Below are 15,438 nucleotides of genomic sequence, written 5' to 3' on the forward strand. Positions count from 1 at the left end.
CCACACTTGAATACGTTATGTGATTGAAACGACATCGGATGGGATCGATCCCGCTGGTGCATTGATGATAAGGAGACTTCAATGAAACTCGTGCCTATGCTAAGTGGTGTAGCGATTGCGGTGGCGTTGTCCGCCTGTGCCGGTAAGAGCGCCCAGGTGCCGGTACCTGCAGCCGATCCGAACGGGATTAATACCCTTTCACAGCAATCCATTCAGCAGCCTAATGTTTCCGGTACCATCTGGATCAAACAGAGAGTCGCTTTGCCGCCGGATGCGGTATTAACGGTAACGCTGTCTGATGCTTCTCTGGCCGACGCGCCGTCGAAAGTCCTGGCTCAGCGTGCGGTTCGTACTGAAGGTAAGCAGGCGCCATTTAGCTTCGTGCTGCCATATAACCCGTCAGACGTACAGCCGAATGCCCGTATCCTGCTGAGTGCCGCGGTAACGATCAACGATAAGCTGGTCTTTATTACCGATACGGTTCAGGAAGCCATTAACCACGGTGGGACTAAAGTCGACCTGAATCTGGTTCCCGTACAGCAAACCGAAGTGCCGGTTGCTCCACAGACCAATCAGCCGTCCCTGCCAACCCCACCGACCCAGATGTAATTGTTACTATTACCCTCTCCTTCGGGGGAGGGGTTAGTACACCCACCGGTACTTTTGCAAATCAATCTGTCCCGATCCCGATACCTGCACACCCTCTGACAGTAATGCCTGGCGCTGGCGCTGGAGATCCGGTCCGGTCAGCGAGATGGCACCATGACGATTCACCACGCGATGCCAGGGCAGCGTGCTTCCTTCCGGCAGCCGTTTAAGAACGCCGCCTACCTGTCGCGCCGCGCGCGGTGAACCGGCCAGCTGTGCGACATCACCATAGGTTGTGACGTAGCCTTCCGGGATTGAGGCCACAATTTGCCATACGCGTTGGGGAAAGGAGTCGTGTTCGTCCATACCTGCACCTGTGGGGATCATCTGGACAGCCATGGTAAATGAAGATTGCCCTGATTGCTGCGCCTGTTTGCGCAATAAACCAGCATCCGGTTCCGGGTCGCTTGCAATTGGGTCTTCGCACAGGGATAATGCGCCAGCGCGTTGGTTATCAACGCTCTCAATGGGGGCTCTGTTGGTTCTCCCGCAACGCTACTCTGTTCACCAGGTCAGGTCCGGAAGGAAGCAGCCAGGGCAGACGACGTGGGTGCCGGGATGTAGCTGGCAGGGCCCCCACCCATTTACGGCCTCGTACAAACCTTCCTGCGTTACCTCTCTCGGTAGTCATTATTCCACAATACTTTAACGCCTAGACGCTGTAATATATATTTCATCGTGCTGAAATATTATTGTCATAAACCTGTAATAATAGACTGGCATTTTATAATTGGACGTCTATTTAACACCAAAATTCAAAAAAATATAAATCTGGATAACAGTGTTAACTTCGTGTATTACATAAAGTACTTATTCCGAAGGGAAGTGACAAACATGGCTACTGCGGTTTTAAATGTTAAAATTGACGACGCGCTAAAAGAAAGGCTTCGCCACTATGCGGAAGTGAATAACGAGAATTTAAGCGTGACCACAGAGAAACTGCTGCTGCTGGCGTTTGAAGCAGTAGAAGAGGCGGGAGTATCGGAAGAAGATATTGATAATCAGCATACGGAAGAAGAGAGTGTTTCTCCTTTTACTCCTAAAGAAATCAAAGCACTACGTAAACTTCTGAAGAAGAGAAAATGAAACAACAACTGTCAACTGCCAGTGACTACAACGAGGCCTGCGATCTCTTGCGCTCAGGCTATGTGAAGCATGTACGTCTTGGCTGGAATGTTGGAAGCGATGAGTTCTTTCGTATTGCGTCTGACTGGTGTGATACCGGTGCAAAAATAAAGAAAGACGGTGATAACTTCGTTATTTCGCTGAAAGGTTTCCCTATTCCTCCGCAACATTAATTGTTGTCCAGTGAAAACTGCTGACTGCATATATTACAGTCAGCAGTTTTTATTTTATGATCCCCTTCAAACTTTTTATTCTTAAACCAGACTGCGTTTGATGGCCGGCTCATTTGAATGTAATGCACGCCATAAGGGTTTAATCCGCAGTAACGCCGCTTCCATTTCCGCTGGCTCCAGCGAGAAGGGCATGCGCAAAAAGCGGTCAAACGCCCCCGATAAGCCAAACCGTGTGCCCGTTCCCAGGTTAATCCCGATGATTTCTGCCCGCGCGGCAAGCTGTGTCGCCAGCATGCCGGGAAGTTCGATCCAGTAAGACAGTCCGCCTTCCGCCTCATGGAATCGCCACTCGGGAAAATGTTCACGCAGCAGTTCACTGCATCGATCGCGCCGTTCCGCAAGCATCTTGCGGCGAGCGGGCAGAAAACGTTCGCTATTGTTGATAAGCCACAGCGTCGCCAGTTGCTCCAGCAGCGGCGAGCCCAGATCAAGCGTATCCCGCGTCTGGGCGAGGGTGGCGATGGTACGTGAAGAGGCGCGGATCCAGCCGAGACGCAGCCCGCCCCAGAAGCTTTTTCCGGCGGAGCCTAATGTCATGACGGTTGCCTCCCGGTTAAATGATGCCAGCGGTGGCGGTGGGGGCGAGTCAAACCAGAGATCGACCATCGTTTCATCTACAACCAGCGTCGTGCGGGTTTGTGCGGCAATATCGGCGATCGCCTGACGGGTTGCGATATCCATACAACGCCCGGTTGGGTTGTGAAAATCAGGCATCAGGTAAGCCAGGCGCGGTGCGGTCTGGGCAAGCGTGGCGGCAAAACCATCCGTGTCCCAGCCTGTATCCGGCAGCGACACCCCAACGGGCCGGCACTGTGCCCCCTGAATGGCGGCAATCGCCAGCGGATAGGTAGGGTGATCGACCACGACGCGATCTCCCGGCCCGGTTAACATCCGCAATATCAGCGCAAAACCGCTGACGGCACCGTTGACCACCATGACTTCGTCTGCGCGGGTGGGAAGACCCCGTTCGGTATAGCGTGCCGCTATAGCTTCCCGAAGCGCAGGCAGCCCAAGCTGGTCGTAGCCCGTCAGCGAGAGGTGCTGGGTAATAGCCGTCAGCGCGTGGGTATAAGCCTGGTGGATCTCTGGCCCGGCATTGAGGGCGGCAGTGGAGAGATCCAGTGCGGCACTCGCCGCTGAAAGGGTAGGAACGGCGCGCGTATCCGGGAGGATCACGCGCGACCCGCTGCCGTGGCGGCTTTCAAGATATCCCTCCTCGCGCAGATGGGCGAGGGCGCTGCTGACGGTGGTCCGGCTCACGTCCAGCGCCGTAGCCAGCTCACGCTCACCCGGCAGTCGCGTATTTAATGCCAGTCGGCCATCAAGGATTAACAGACGCAACGCGTCAGCCAGCTGGCGCCAGAGCGGGGTGCGGGATGAAGCTTGCTGCCAGTGGCCTAAAAGGCGTACCAGAGACTGACTTCCAAAGCGGCGTGATGACATATGCAGTCCACTATTTGAAAACTGGACATTAATCATAGTGCCATTTTAGGTCAGGATGAAAGCCTGGTTATCGGGAGAAGATAAAAAATGGTACGTCGTCTGCTACAACTTTATGTCGGTTTGGGTCTGTATGGCCTCTCTACCACGATGTTTATTCGCTCGGATCTGGGGGTTGATCCGTGGGATGTATTTCACCTCGGCGTCGGGCTACAGCTGGGGATGAGTATCGGGACGGTGATCATTTTGACCGGCGCTGCGGTGCTGCTGCTGTGGATCCCCCTGCGCCAGATGCCCGGACTCGGCACGATCAGTAACGTGATTTGTATCGGTCTGGCGGCAGACGCCAGCATGGCGCTCATCCCCGAGCTGAGTTCGTTACCTGTGCGAATCGCTTTCCTGGTATCGGGCATTGTGATGAACGCGATTGCCACCAGTATGTACATTGGTGCCGGTTTCGGGCCCGGCCCGCGCGATGGTCTGATGACAGGCATTCACGCCCGGCTGGGCTGGTCCATTCGCAGCGTGCGAACCACAATCGAAGTGTCCGTCCTGCTGATTGGGTGCGTGCTTGGCGGTACGTTTGGCGTAGGAACCGTACTGTATGCCCTGACCATTGGTCCGCTTATTCAGCTCTGTATGCCCTGGTTCCGCCAGAAGTCGCGCAATGAGAACGTTCCTCAGCCGGAACGGGTTGTTTAATTTGCGAAGCGCTCACATGTTTTAACGGCATCGCTGTGGCAGAATAGTCGCTTCGACTATCGCGATGCCAGAAAGCATGAAAGCAATCACTCTCTATGATGTCGCCTCCCTTGCGGGGGTTTCTTATCAGACCGTTTCCCGCGTGATTAACGACGCGGAGCATGTCTCTGCCCGCACGCGGGAAAAGGTGCAGCAGGCAATGGCGGAACTGCACTATGTGCCTAACCTGCGGGCACAACAGCTGGCGGGTAAACGCACCCGTACGCTGGGTCTTATTACGACCGATCTGGCGCTGCACGCGCCTTCACAAATCGTCTCGGCGGTAAAATCCCGGGCAGCGGAACAGGGGGCGAGTGTCCTCATTTCCATGGTAGAGCAACCGCACCAGTGTCAGGCCGCGCTTCAGGCGTTGCTGGCGCAGCGGGTGGAAGCACTGCTGGTCAATGTGCCGCTTGACGATCCTCACGCTGAACAGCTCAGGGCGCTGGCATCGCCCGTTCCGGTGCTGTTTCTGGATGTATCGCCCTCAGCGCAGGTAAACAGCCTCGTGTTTAACGCAGAGGAAGGGGCGCGTCTGGGCGTTGAGCATCTGCTTTCGCTGGGGCATCAGCATATTGCTTTGTTGAGCGGACCGGAAAGCTCGGTCTCTGCGCGTGCGCGTCTGGCCGGATGGCAAGCGACGCTGGCACAGGCCGGCCTTGACGCGGTTGCCGTGGAATACGGTGACTGGAGCGCGGCCAGCGGTTATGAGAAAGGGCATATGCTGCTGTCGGGTACGGTATTACCGGAGGCGATTCTGGTGGCGAACGATCAAATGGCGCTTGGGGTGATGCGCGCCTGCGCGGAAAAAGGGGTAGCGATCCCTGGCCAGCTATCGGTAGTCGGGTTTGACGATACGGCCGACAGTGCCTGGTTTTCGCCGCCGCTGACGACCGTTCGCCAGGCGTTTCGCCAGGCGGGCGAACGCAGCGTGACGTGGCTGCTGGACCCCCTCCAGGGCGATGCGTGCTGGCAGGTTCAGCTGCCGGTTACGCTGGTGATCCGTCACTCCACCGCGCGCCGCCATCCGCAGCAGGCCGAACAAGAGGATCTGGCGGAGCAGCTCAGACGCCTGGCTCTCCTGGCAGAGCAGCTTGCGCGTAAATAAAACTTTGTGATCTGACTCGCTGCTCCGCGATGGAATGCTTTACCCTCGCTCAGTGCCAGGGCATGTTAACCAAAATTGTGAGCGCTTCGCAAAGAGGTTAGTATGCCCAACACTTTATCACCGACGCTCGGTGCCATTCTGGCCCGACGGGACTGGGAAAACCACGGCGTTACCCAGTGGAACCGGCTGTCGGCTCATGCGCCGTTACACAGCTGGCGCCATGAATCCTCGGCCCTGAACGACGAGGAGTCAGTCAGCAGACGTTCTCTTAACGGGGCGTGGCGGTTTAATTATTTTCCTGCACCCGAGCAAGTCCCGGAGGCATGGGTAACGGAAGATTGCGCGGACGCCGTTGCGATGCCCGTGCCGTCTAACTGGCAGATGCAGGGATTTGACACGCCCATCTACACCAACGTCACCTATCCCATTCCCGTCACGCCGCCTTTTGTTCCACAAGAGAACCCAACCGGATGTTACTCGCTCACATTTGAGGTGGATGACGCCTGGCTCCACGGCGGGCAAACCCGCATTATCTTTGACGGCGTGAACTCGGCGTTTCATCTTTGGTGCAACGGACAGTGGATAGGCTATTCCCAGGACAGCCGCTTGCCCGCCGAATTCGATCTCTCGGCGGCGCTGCGCGCCGGGGAGAACCGCCTGGCGGTCATGGTACTGCGCTGGTGCGACGGCAGTTATCTTGAAGACCAGGACATGTGGCGGATGAGCGGCATTTTCCGCGACGTCACTTTGCTGCATAAACCCGAAACGCAGATCGCCGATTACCATGTGTTGACGGACCTGAACGCTGAGCTGGACCGCGCGGTGCTGAAAGTGGCGGTCGCGCTGACAGGCGCTCGCTACGCGGAGTGCGATGTCACGATAACGCTGTGGCGCAACGGTGAACGCTGTGCCAGCGCGACCCAGCGGCCAGGCTCTGCCATTGTGGACGAGCGTGGCGGCTGGGCTGAGCGGTTAACGGTGGCGATCCCCGTCGAGCACCCTGCGCTGTGGAGTGCTGAAACGCCGGAACTGTATCGCCTGACGATTGCGCTTCTCAACCCGCAGGGTGAGGTGGTCGAGGTCGAGGCATGCGACGTTGGCTTCCGCCGCGTTGACGTCAGCAATGGCCTGCTCAAGCTCAACGGTAAACCGCTGCTGATCCGCGGCGTTAACCGACATGAGCACCACCCTGAAAACGGCCAGGTGATGGATGAAGCAACTATGCGTCGCGATATCGAAATCATGAAGCAGCACAACTTCAACGCCGTGCGCTGCTCGCACTATCCTAATCATCCGCTGTGGTACCGGCTTTGCGATCGTTATGGGCTGTACGTCGTTGACGAAGCGAATATCGAAACGCACGGTATGGTGCCGATGAGCCGCCTCGCTGACGATCCGCGCTGGCTACCTGCCATGAGCGAGCGCGTGACCCGCATGGTGCAGCGCGACCGAAATCATCCTTCGATTATTATCTGGTCGCTGGGCAATGAATCCGGCCACGGTGCGAACCACGATGCGCTGTACCGCTGGCTGAAAACCACCGACCCGACTCGCCCGGTGCAGTATGAAGGCGGCGGGGCGAATACGGCAGCGACCGATATTGTCTGCCCGATGTACGCCCGGGTCGATCAGGATCAGCCTTTCCCGGCAGTCCCTAAATGGTCAATCAAGAAATGGATCGGCATGCCGGATGAAACGCGTCCGCTGATCCTCTGCGAATACGCCCACGCGATGGGCAACAGCTTTGGTGGGTTTGCGAAATACTGGCAGGCGTTTCGCAATCATCCTCGCCTGCAGGGCGGGTTTGTCTGGGACTGGGTCGATCAGGCCCTGACGAAGCAAGACGAAAAGGGTAACGCGTTCTGGGCGTATGGCGGAGACTTTGGCGATAAGCCGAACGATCGGCAGTTTTGCCTCAATGGTCTGGTATTCCCCGACCGAACCCCGCATCCGGCGCTGTACGAAGCGCAGCGCGCCCAGCAGTTTTTTACCTTTACGCTGGTGAGCACTGCTCCGCTGGTGATTGAGGTGCAAAGCGGCTACCTGTTCCGCCACACCGATAACGAGGTGCTGTGTTGGACGATTGCACGTGATGGAGAGGTGCTGGCCGCGGGCGAGGTCACGCTCGCGATGGCTCCCGAGGGCACCCAGCGTCTGGAGCTCGATCTGCCTGCGCTGAAGGCCGGGCCGGGAGAGATCTGGCTGAATGTTGAGGTTCGCCAGCCGCGGGCAACGCCGTGGTCACCGGCTGGCCATCGCTGCGCGTGGGAGCAGTGGCCGCTCCCGGTTCCTCTCTTTATTGTGCCGACAGTGTCTGCGGGCGAACCTCCCGTGTTGACGCAACATGACCTCATGCTGGAGATAACTCATCAGCAGCAGCGCTGGCAGTTCGATTGCACTTCCGGAAACCTGACCCAATGGTGGCGAGATGGCGTGGCACTGTTGATTTCACCCGTGACGGATAGCTTCAGCCGCGCGCCGTTGGATAATGACATTGGCGTGAGCGAAGCGACGAAAATCGATCCGAACGCGTGGGTTGAACGCTGGAAAGCAGCGGGTATGTACGATCTCACCTCCCGCGTACTGTCCTGTGATGCAGAGCAGCATGCTCGCGAGGTGGTGGTCAATACACTGCATGTCTGGAAGTACCACGGCAAAGCGCTGTTCCTGAGCCGTAAAACCTGGCGGGTGGACAAGCAGGGCGTTCTGCATGGTGATATTCAGGTCGATATGGCGTCTGATATCCCGGAACCCGCGCGGATTGGCCTGAGCGTTCATCTCGCCGAAGCGCCGGAAAACGTTCACTGGCTGGGGCTGGGGCCGCACGAAAATTACCCGGACAGAAAGCTGGCGGCACAGCAGGGGCGCTGGACATTGCCCCTGGAGGCGATGCACACGCCGTATATCTTCCCGACGGAAAATGGTTTGCGCTGCGATACCCGCGAACTTGTGGCAGGAACGCATCTGCTGAATGGTCAGTTCCACTTCTCAATAAGCCGCTACAGCCAGCAGCAGTTGCGCGAGACAACCCATCATCACCTGTTGCGCGAAGAGCCGGGGTGTTGGCTCAACCTCGACGCGTTTCACATGGGCGTGGGCGGCGATGACTCCTGGAGCCCCAGCGTCTCGCCGGAATTTCTCCTGCAGACGCGCCAGCTTCGTTATCGCTTCAGCTGGCAGCAGAACCTCAGTTGACCCTTGAGATGCGGCCACCTGACGTGGCCGCAGGCTTATCCCAGGATGCCGCTCAGGCCATGCAGGCTCATGTAAATCCCTACCACGGTAATCAGCGCAGCGGCTATCCACGGCGCTTTGCGGGACAGTTCGCTAAAGCCAGGCCAGCGTTTGGTCGCGTGTTTGAGGCTAAGGGCGGCAATCGCCCCGGACGCGACCAGCGTCAACGCCAGACCGATACTGAAGCTGAGTACCAGCGTCGCGCCGAGCGCAAAATGCTTTAACTGAAGGCAGATCAGCAGAACCGTGATGGAGGCCGGGCAGGGAATAAGCCCGCCCGTCAGGCCAAACATCACGATCTGTCCCGTGGTCACATGTTGTCCATTAAAACGCCGGTTAATATCCTGCGCATGGGCGCGCTGGTGGGCGTCTTGCCACTCCTCTTCAACAAGCGGGTGGTGGTGATCATGATGATGGTCATGGTCATGATGGTGGTGGTGATGATCGTGATGATGATCGTGCGGCTGGCTCTCTTTCCAGGTTCGCCATGCCATCCACAGGGCGATTAAAACGATCAACACCCCGGAGAACAGCTGGAACCAGGGTTCGGACGTATGAGTATCCCAGCCCCGACCAAACCATAACCCTGCCATGGCAATGATCCAGACCACCGCCGTATGGGATAGCGTTGCCGCCAGACCCAGCAGTACAGCCTGTTTCAGCGTGCCGCGGATGGCCACGATAAAGGCAGCCATCATGGTTTTGGAATGGCCCGGTTCCAGACCATGTAACGCGCCGAGCAGGATAGCGCTGGGAACAAACAGCCAGGCATTACCCTGCTGCAGAAGTGAAGCAAAATCGGTCATTGAATGTTCCAGGGTGGAAAGCGTGTGCAAATACTACTCCCCCCCAGTAGTAATATACTACCCCCCAGTAGAAAAATACTCAGGGGGAGTAGAGCGTGATATGCTTTAAACGCCATAAACTGAGGGAGACAGAGATGTCACATACCGTTCGCGACAAGAAGATGTTATTGACTCGCCTGAAGAAAATTCAGGGGCAGAGCACTGCCCTCGAAAAAATGCTTAACCGCGATCACGAATGCGCTGAGGTGCTACAGCAGCTGGCGGCGATCCGTGGGGCAGTCAATGGCATGATGATGCAGGTGATTGAAGGGCATCTCACCGATCATGTCGTGAAAGAGCCTGAAGAGGCGCAGCGTGAAGCCGATCTTGGCGTGGTGTTGCAGGTGATCAAATCCTACCTCAAGTAACGTGCCTGCCGAGGTTATTTTCAGCCCACAGAATAAATTCCGTCTTTGGCAGCGCCTTACTGTAGAACCACCCCTGCCCATACTGCACCCCATGACGGTGCAGCCACGCGAGCTGCCCTTCGGTCTCGACACCTTCAGCCACCATCGCCAGCTTCAGCGATTTCGCCATTTCAATAATGTGCGGCGTGACGTTTTTGTACTCCAGCGCATCCACGAACGATTTATCAATTTTGAGCGTATCCACGTCGAGATCCTGCAGATAGCTCAGGCTGGAGTAGCCCGTGCCAAAGTCATCAATATAGACAGGATGACCGGAATGACGTAGCGCGGCGATAGCCGGGATGCTGATTTTGGGATCGGCAAAACCGCGTTCGGTGAGCTCAAGGGCGATTTGTCGGGGGTGAATTTGCCATTTATTCATTAACTGACTCAGCAATGGCGGCAGTTTGCCGGAGGTCAAATCGGCGGGGGCGAGATTAATGGAGATATGCTGTTCGGGGTGGTGTTGCAACCAGTGGCCCATATCTTCAAACACTTTTTCAATGACTAACTGCGTGAGCTGCGAGATGAGCCCGGTTTGTTCAGCAAGGGGAACAAAAATATCCGGCGAGAGGCTGCTGCCATCTGGCTGAGGCCAGCGCGCCAGCGCCTCTGCCCCTACCACTTTCCCGCTACAGAGCGCCACGATGGGCTGATAGTGAACCACAAAATCCCGGCTGTTAATGGCGTCAAGCAGGCGATTGCGGGGCGACTGGATGCGACGCAGTATCCGCAAGACAAACAGTGCGGCGAGCAAGCTTATCAACATGCCAAACGGTAACCAGAAAAGGAGTTGCCTGTGCCAGGTATCAGCCAAAGGTTTGAGCGGAGCCCAGGTCACGACGGTAAAGCCCAACTCAGGGACAGGCTTCATCACGTACATTGAACCGTTGTACTGGACGCGGTCTCCCTCTCGTTCCTGAATCATCTCGCGGATATGCGGCGCGAGTGGATTAGTGCTGGCAAAAATGCGGTGTGTTGCGGTTCCGACCAGGGCTGCGTCGATGGCTATTTCCCCGAAGGGGATCACATCCACCAGCGAGTCAGGATCGATCATGACAAGGTAGCGGCCTTTGCCCAGCACAACCATGTAGCGGTGAAATCCCAGATCGTTTTGCGCCGTCAGCCATGCGCTGTAACCATCCCGGGTAATGCGCGTTGGTGGGGGGAAGGGGGAGGCATGGCTGGATTGCTCCAGCGAGGAGCAGCGTGGTTTCAGGTTGTCGGTATAGATCGCTTCCTGGACATATCGCCAGGAAAACGCGGCCCGGCGCATCTCTTTCAAATGCGAAGGGCTGCACGGCACGCCGTCATACGTTTGCAGATGATTAAGCGCATCTTTTGCCTGAGCCAGGACCCTGTCGGTTCGTATCAGCACACGAGAAGCATAGTTATCCAGCGCATCGACAAATTTCTCTTCCGCCTGGCGATGCGCCAGCCAGATGCTCAGGCAAATGGGAACCAGCACAGAAAAGATAAGTATGCCAGTCACCAGACTGACCAGATGTCGGGTGTTCATGCTGTCGTTTCCTTTCTCATATGTCGAAATCCGGACGCTGAGTTCCCTGCCTGAAGAGAAAGATTTTACCGCGAAATGATACAGTTATAGCACGTGGGCGGCCTGGTTTTTATTTTATCTCAGGTAAACCTGTAAAATATCAGTGGCAAAAGGGGGGTTGTTTTTTCAACAAGGGCTGGATATTATTTTGTTATGTTATAACAAAACATGAGAGATTGATGATGAAACCTGATATCCATCCAGCGTATCGCACTGTGGTATTCCACGACACCAGTGCCAATGAATATTTTAAAGTCGGCTCAACCATTAAAACTGACCGCGAAATTGAACTCGACGGTGAAACGTATCCATACATCACCATCGAGGTTTCTTCGAAATCGCACCCGTTTTATACCGGTAAGCAAAAAACGTTCTCCACGGATGGCAGCGCGGCGCGCTTCCGTAAGCGTTTTGGCGGTTTTCTTAATGCGAAGCGGGGGTAATGATGCAGGTGCTTAACTCATTGCGCAGTGCGAAACAGCGTCACCCGGATTGCCAGATAGTCAAACGCAAGGGACGCTTATACGTGATTTGCAAATCCAATCCGCGCTTTAAGGCGGTTCAGGGGCGTAAGAAAAGACGCTAGGCGCGTATTTCTCGCCAGCTTTCCAGGGATCTTTTCTGTTTGCCATCGGCGGTAAAATTGTCGGTGGCAAGCCAGCCTTCAAAGGCGCTCGCCAGCGCCGGCCACTCTTTGTCGAGAATCGAAAACCAGTCGGTATCCCGGTTACGGCCTTTTATGACAAGCGCCTGGCGAAACCGCCCTTCAAACTGAAAACCCAGGCGCAGTGCGGCTTTGCGTGAAGGTGCGTTCAGGCTGTTGCACTTCCATTCGTATCGCCGATAGCCCAGGGTATCAAACACGTACCGCATCAGCAGGTATTGCGCTTCTGTCGACATCGGCGTGCGGCTCAACAGGGGCGAGAAATGAACGTGCCCCACCTCCACGACGCCGTTTTTCGGATCGATCCGCATCAGGGCCAGCGTTCCCACCGGAGACTGGGTCTGATTATCAATGACGGCAAAGTGCATCGGGTCAGATAAGTCACTCACGCTCGCCACCCATTTGGCATATTCAGCGGCCGTGGCATCAGGTTCGCGCAGCAGCCACGTCCAGCTACGGGTGTCTTCGGCCAGGGAATAGGCGGAGAAGAGCGCCTCGGCATGCGCCACGCGCAGCGGTTCAAGCCGACAAAAACGCCCCTGCAGTACCACCCGGGACGGATGGGGTCGAGGCTGCCAGTCGATAAGGGCGTCGCCCACGGGTTGTCCAAACTCATTGAATGTCTTCATCTTCATTTCCGTGACGTTGAAAAGAGCTTCAGACTAGTGAATTGCTGGTTCCTTAAAAAGCACCACTCGGCTATGTTTTGTTGGTACCACAAGGAGATGAGATGAATATACCGGGTGATGAGTTTTATACTTTGCTCCATGCTGCACTGAAAAAGCGTGGGGACGAGACACTCCAGCGGGCGCTCTATCTGGCTTTGCGAGAGGCCATCCTCAGCGGGAAACTTCAGTCCGGTAGCCAGCTATCCGGCTCGCGAACGCTGGCGCAGCAGCTTGCGGTTTCCCGGAACACCGTTAACGCGGCGCTGGACCAGCTTACGCTTGAAGGCTATTTGCTGCGTAACCGGCAGGGGACAAAGGTTGCTCAATTTGCGCATCGCGCACGCGTCCGGGCATTGCCGGCGCCTGAGGTTGTGCTGGCAAAACGGGTCACTCATCTGCCTGCGCCGGTGCAGCGTGATACTCCGGTCATGGCATTTACGCCGGGAACGCCCGCCATCAACTATTTCCCGTTGCCGCTGTGGCGGCGATTGTACGATCGCGTCTTGCGCGAGGAGGGGAACGCTCTGCTTGGGTATGGCGATCCGGCCGGAGAGCCGTCGCTTCGTGCGGCGATTGCTCGCCACCTCGCGCTTTCCCGGGGCATTGACTGCGACGCCAGCCAGATAGTGATAACCGAAGGGGCGCTTGAAGGGGTTAATCTGTGCACGATACTGTTGAGCGAACCTGGCGATGTTGCCTGGGTGGAAAACCCCGGCTACGCCGGGGCCAAAAGTGCCTTTGTCAAAACCGGCCTGACAATGACGGGAATGCCGGTGGATGATGAGGGAATGTGCTGGGAAGGGCTAAATGCGCCTTCCCCCACGCTGATTTTCACTTCGCCCTCGCATCAGTTCCCTTACGGAAGCGTGCTCAGCGCTCGGCGGCGGCTGGCGTTGCTGGAGCTGGCCCGACAGCACAACGCATGGATCATTGAAGATGATTACGACAGCGAGTTCCGTTATGCCGGTGAGCCCGTACCGGCCATGCTGGGAATGGTGAATAACGCCCCTGTTGTGTATCTCGGAACCTTCAGCAAAACGTTGTTTCCGTCACTCAGAATGGGGTTTATGGTGTTGCCGCCCGCACTGGCGAAGGCGTCGCGCGCTGCCATTGGCTCGCTGCTGCGCGGCGGGCATCGTGCGGAGCAGCGCACCCTCGCGCTGTTCATTGAAGAAGGTCACTATGCCCGTCATCTTGCTGCCATGCGGCGGCTTTATCGTAAACGTTACCGCCAGCTGCGCGAGGCGCTGAGCACAGCGCTTCACACCCCTCACCGTATTCTTGCCGGAGAGGGCGGGATGCACCTGACGGTGACGATTAACGGTATTGATGACCAGAGGCTGGTGGAGAAGTCGAGGGCATTTCAGCTGGCACCCGCTGCGCTGAGCGGGTACTACCTGGAGGCGAAGCAAGGGCAAACCGGTCTGGTTTTAGGTTATGGCAATACCTCTGCTTCGCAGTTTGTGCCGGGTATCCGACGCCTGCAGGCGTTAATTACGCAGCAGCAGGGCGGGAAAGAGTAAAGACATCATAGAAAGAGAGCTGACCTTTGGTGGAAACCATTTTTTGCAGCTTCTCTTTTTGCACGGTTTCAACGGCCGGAGAGTGCATGATGCTCTCGATAAGCTCCGCAGGCACGAAACGCGTGTTGTACCATTCACCGTTGTAGCAGACCCGGAAATCGAGCACGTCGATATCTTCGTAACGGTAGCGGGGATTCACGTCGAAAAAGAAAAAAGCGTTAAAGACGACAAATAACACAACCAGTAGCCAGACGGAGTCCACCAGCGTCTCGGACTTCAGCATCACAATAAGCGTTGCCAGCCAGGCGGCATACATTGCGACAAACAGTCCGGGATGTTTGCGGATAAAGCTGATGCTAAAGCGCGGGCGATTATCGCGCTTTTCGCGGAGGTTAAGATCGTCGATGGTGGCGGTAAGCAGGCGCTGTATCTCGGTCATTTTTTGCCTTTATGCGTGTAGACAATACAGGGTGTCTGCCAATTTTAGGGGAGCCATCCCGCTGAAAAAAGTAACAGTCAGGCGCTAAAAGACCATAACAGTTGACTCCCCCGGGATCTTACAGCGTTTTGATGATCTTCGCCGGGTTACCCCCAACGACGACATTAGACGGGACGTCTTTCGTCACGACGGCACCGGAAGCGACGACCACGTTGTCACCCAGGGTAACGCCTGGGTTAATGACCGCCCGTCCGCCAATCCAGACATTATTGCCAATAGTGACGGGCTTACCAAACTCGACGCCGCTATTACGTTCCTCCGCATCCAGGGGATGGGTTGCTGTATAAATATGAACACCCGGCGCGAGCATACAGTTATCGCCAATATGAACAGGACACACATCCAGCATCACGCAATCGAAGTTCGCGTAAAAGTTTTTGCCCAGATAAATGTTATATCCATAGTCGCAGCGGAAACTCGGCTCAATATAAGCCCCTTCACTTTGCCCCAGCAGTTCCGCCAGAATGGTCTGGCGTTCTGTTTTTTCATCAGGCGCAGTGTGGTTATAGCGATGGATGAGATGGCGTGCCCGCAGTCTGTCGGCGCGTAGTGTCTCATCACCCGGGCGGTAATGTTCACCTGAAATCATCTTCTGTTTTTCAATGCTCATCGTAAACCTCTCTGGATGTGATTCCTGAAGGGTAATCGCAACTGGCCAGAAGGGGAACGTTCCCGAAAAGCCGATGTGAGCAGAGTCACAACATTGTTGCTGATGAGCGCGTTTAACACGGAGACCTGGCTTTCG

At 56.2% G+C, this 15,438-nt stretch carries 17 protein-coding genes and 1 other RNA gene; 11 read left to right on the forward strand and 7 right to left on the reverse strand.

Annotation, left to right across the window (positions count from 1 at the left end; all coding sequences use genetic code 11):
- The first annotated feature begins 81 nt into the window (after positions 1 to 81).
- Positions 82 to 609 (forward strand): YbaY family lipoprotein, encoded by a 528-nt coding sequence (locus ABFI50_RS14175; protein WP_014882789.1) that lies wholly within the window; start codon positions 82 to 84, stop codon positions 607 to 609.
- A 33-nt stretch (positions 610 to 642) separates the two neighbouring features.
- Here the strand turns inward: ABFI50_RS14175 and ABFI50_RS14180 are convergent, their stop codons facing one another.
- The gene (locus ABFI50_RS14180; protein WP_014882790.1) at positions 643 to 954 is read right to left on the reverse strand and encodes an MGMT family protein; all 312 of its coding nucleotides are present in this window, start codon (positions 952 to 954) and stop codon (positions 643 to 645) included.
- Positions 955 to 1,124: 170 nt separating this feature from the next.
- Here ABFI50_RS14180 and ffs point away from each other — a divergent pair.
- From ffs to ABFI50_RS14195, 3 genes are all read left to right on the forward strand, one after another.
- An RNA gene (gene ffs, locus ABFI50_RS14185) (signal recognition particle sRNA small type) lies at positions 1,125 to 1,221 on the forward strand.
- Positions 1,222 to 1,482: 261 nt separating this feature from the next.
- Complete coding sequence (locus ABFI50_RS14190; RefSeq protein WP_023310587.1) at positions 1,483 to 1,734, forward strand: hypothetical protein; 252 nt, start codon at positions 1,483 to 1,485, stop codon at positions 1,732 to 1,734.
- Positions 1,731 to 1,946 (forward strand): hypothetical protein, encoded by a 216-nt coding sequence (locus ABFI50_RS14195; protein WP_023310588.1) that lies wholly within the window; start codon positions 1,731 to 1,733, stop codon positions 1,944 to 1,946. The genes ABFI50_RS14190 and ABFI50_RS14195 overlap by 4 nt, the downstream gene beginning before the upstream one ends.
- Positions 1,947 to 2,027: 81 nt before the next feature.
- Here the strand turns inward: ABFI50_RS14195 and ABFI50_RS14200 are convergent, their stop codons facing one another.
- Positions 2,028 to 3,449 (reverse strand): PLP-dependent aminotransferase family protein, encoded by a 1,422-nt coding sequence (locus ABFI50_RS14200; protein ID WP_014882792.1) that lies wholly within the window; start codon positions 3,447 to 3,449, stop codon positions 2,028 to 2,030.
- Positions 3,450 to 3,536: 87 nt separating this feature from the next.
- On the opposite strand from ABFI50_RS14200, the gene ABFI50_RS14205 reads away from it, so the two are divergent.
- The 3 genes from ABFI50_RS14205 (at position 3,537) to ABFI50_RS14215 (ending at position 8,490) form a co-directional block, all read left to right on the forward strand.
- Positions 3,537 to 4,148, forward strand: a complete 612-nt coding sequence (locus tag ABFI50_RS14205) for a membrane protein (RefSeq protein ID WP_014882793.1) — start codon at positions 3,537 to 3,539, stop codon at positions 4,146 to 4,148.
- A 76-nt stretch (positions 4,149 to 4,224) separates the two neighbouring features.
- A complete protein-coding gene (locus ABFI50_RS14210; RefSeq protein ID WP_014882794.1) occupies positions 4,225 to 5,295 on the forward strand; it encodes a LacI family DNA-binding transcriptional regulator in 1,071 nt (356 codons plus the stop codon).
- A 102-nt stretch (positions 5,296 to 5,397) separates the two neighbouring features.
- On the forward strand, positions 5,398 to 8,490 hold the full coding sequence (locus ABFI50_RS14215) for a beta-galactosidase (RefSeq protein ID WP_347484335.1): 3,093 nt from the start codon (positions 5,398 to 5,400) through the stop codon (positions 8,488 to 8,490).
- Positions 8,491 to 8,525: 35 nt separating this feature from the next.
- On the opposite strand, the gene ABFI50_RS14220 is transcribed toward ABFI50_RS14215, so the two are convergent.
- On the reverse strand, positions 8,526 to 9,335 hold the full coding sequence (locus ABFI50_RS14220) for a nickel/cobalt efflux protein RcnA (RefSeq protein WP_347484337.1): 810 nt from the start codon (positions 9,333 to 9,335) through the stop codon (positions 8,526 to 8,528).
- A 134-nt stretch (positions 9,336 to 9,469) separates the two neighbouring features.
- On the opposite strand from ABFI50_RS14220, the gene ABFI50_RS14225 reads away from it, so the two are divergent.
- Complete coding sequence (locus ABFI50_RS14225) at positions 9,470 to 9,742, forward strand: metal-sensing transcriptional repressor (protein ID WP_032637313.1); 273 nt, start codon at positions 9,470 to 9,472, stop codon at positions 9,740 to 9,742.
- On the opposite strand, the gene ABFI50_RS14230 is transcribed toward ABFI50_RS14225, so the two are convergent.
- Entirely contained in the window at positions 9,735 to 11,300 is a 1,566-nt protein-coding gene (locus ABFI50_RS14230) for an EAL domain-containing protein (RefSeq protein WP_176260377.1), read from the reverse strand. The genes ABFI50_RS14225 and ABFI50_RS14230 overlap by 8 nt on opposite strands.
- 221 nt (positions 11,301 to 11,521) lie before the next feature.
- Between ABFI50_RS14230 and ABFI50_RS14235 the strand changes: the two genes are divergently transcribed.
- Together ABFI50_RS14235 and ykgO are read left to right on the forward strand one after the other, a co-directional pair.
- Positions 11,522 to 11,782, forward strand: a complete 261-nt coding sequence (locus tag ABFI50_RS14235) for a type B 50S ribosomal protein L31 (protein WP_010428154.1) — start codon at positions 11,522 to 11,524, stop codon at positions 11,780 to 11,782.
- 2 nt (positions 11,783 to 11,784) lie between these two features.
- Positions 11,785 to 11,925, forward strand: coding sequence for a type B 50S ribosomal protein L36 (gene ykgO / locus ABFI50_RS14240; RefSeq protein WP_003859006.1), 141 nt, complete (start codon positions 11,785 to 11,787; stop codon positions 11,923 to 11,925).
- Here ykgO and ABFI50_RS14245 read toward each other — a convergent pair.
- Positions 11,922 to 12,632, reverse strand: a complete 711-nt coding sequence (locus ABFI50_RS14245) for a GNAT family protein (RefSeq protein WP_014882798.1) — start codon at positions 12,630 to 12,632, stop codon at positions 11,922 to 11,924. The genes ykgO and ABFI50_RS14245 overlap by 4 nt on opposite strands.
- Positions 12,633 to 12,733: 101 nt before the next feature.
- On the opposite strand from ABFI50_RS14245, the gene ABFI50_RS14250 reads away from it, so the two are divergent.
- Positions 12,734 to 14,194 (forward strand): PLP-dependent aminotransferase family protein, encoded by a 1,461-nt coding sequence (locus tag ABFI50_RS14250; RefSeq protein ID WP_248216661.1) that lies wholly within the window; start codon positions 12,734 to 12,736, stop codon positions 14,192 to 14,194.
- On the opposite strand, the gene ABFI50_RS14255 is transcribed toward ABFI50_RS14250, so the two are convergent.
- Positions 14,166 to 14,633: a YlaC family protein gene (locus tag ABFI50_RS14255; RefSeq protein ID WP_014882800.1), complete on the reverse strand. Its 468-nt coding sequence runs from the start codon at positions 14,631 to 14,633 to the stop codon at positions 14,166 to 14,168. The two genes, ABFI50_RS14250 and ABFI50_RS14255, sit on opposite strands and share 29 nt — an antisense overlap.
- A gap of 118 nt (positions 14,634 to 14,751) precedes the next feature.
- A complete protein-coding gene (maa, locus tag ABFI50_RS14260; protein WP_014882801.1) occupies positions 14,752 to 15,303 on the reverse strand; it encodes a maltose O-acetyltransferase in 552 nt (183 codons plus the stop codon).
- Between the last annotated feature and the right edge of the window lie 135 nt (positions 15,304 to 15,438).

It is taken from the genome of Enterobacter sp. HNDS-6 (assembly GCF_039850505.1).
Lineage (GTDB): Bacteria > Pseudomonadota > Gammaproteobacteria > Enterobacterales > Enterobacteriaceae > Enterobacter > Enterobacter kobei.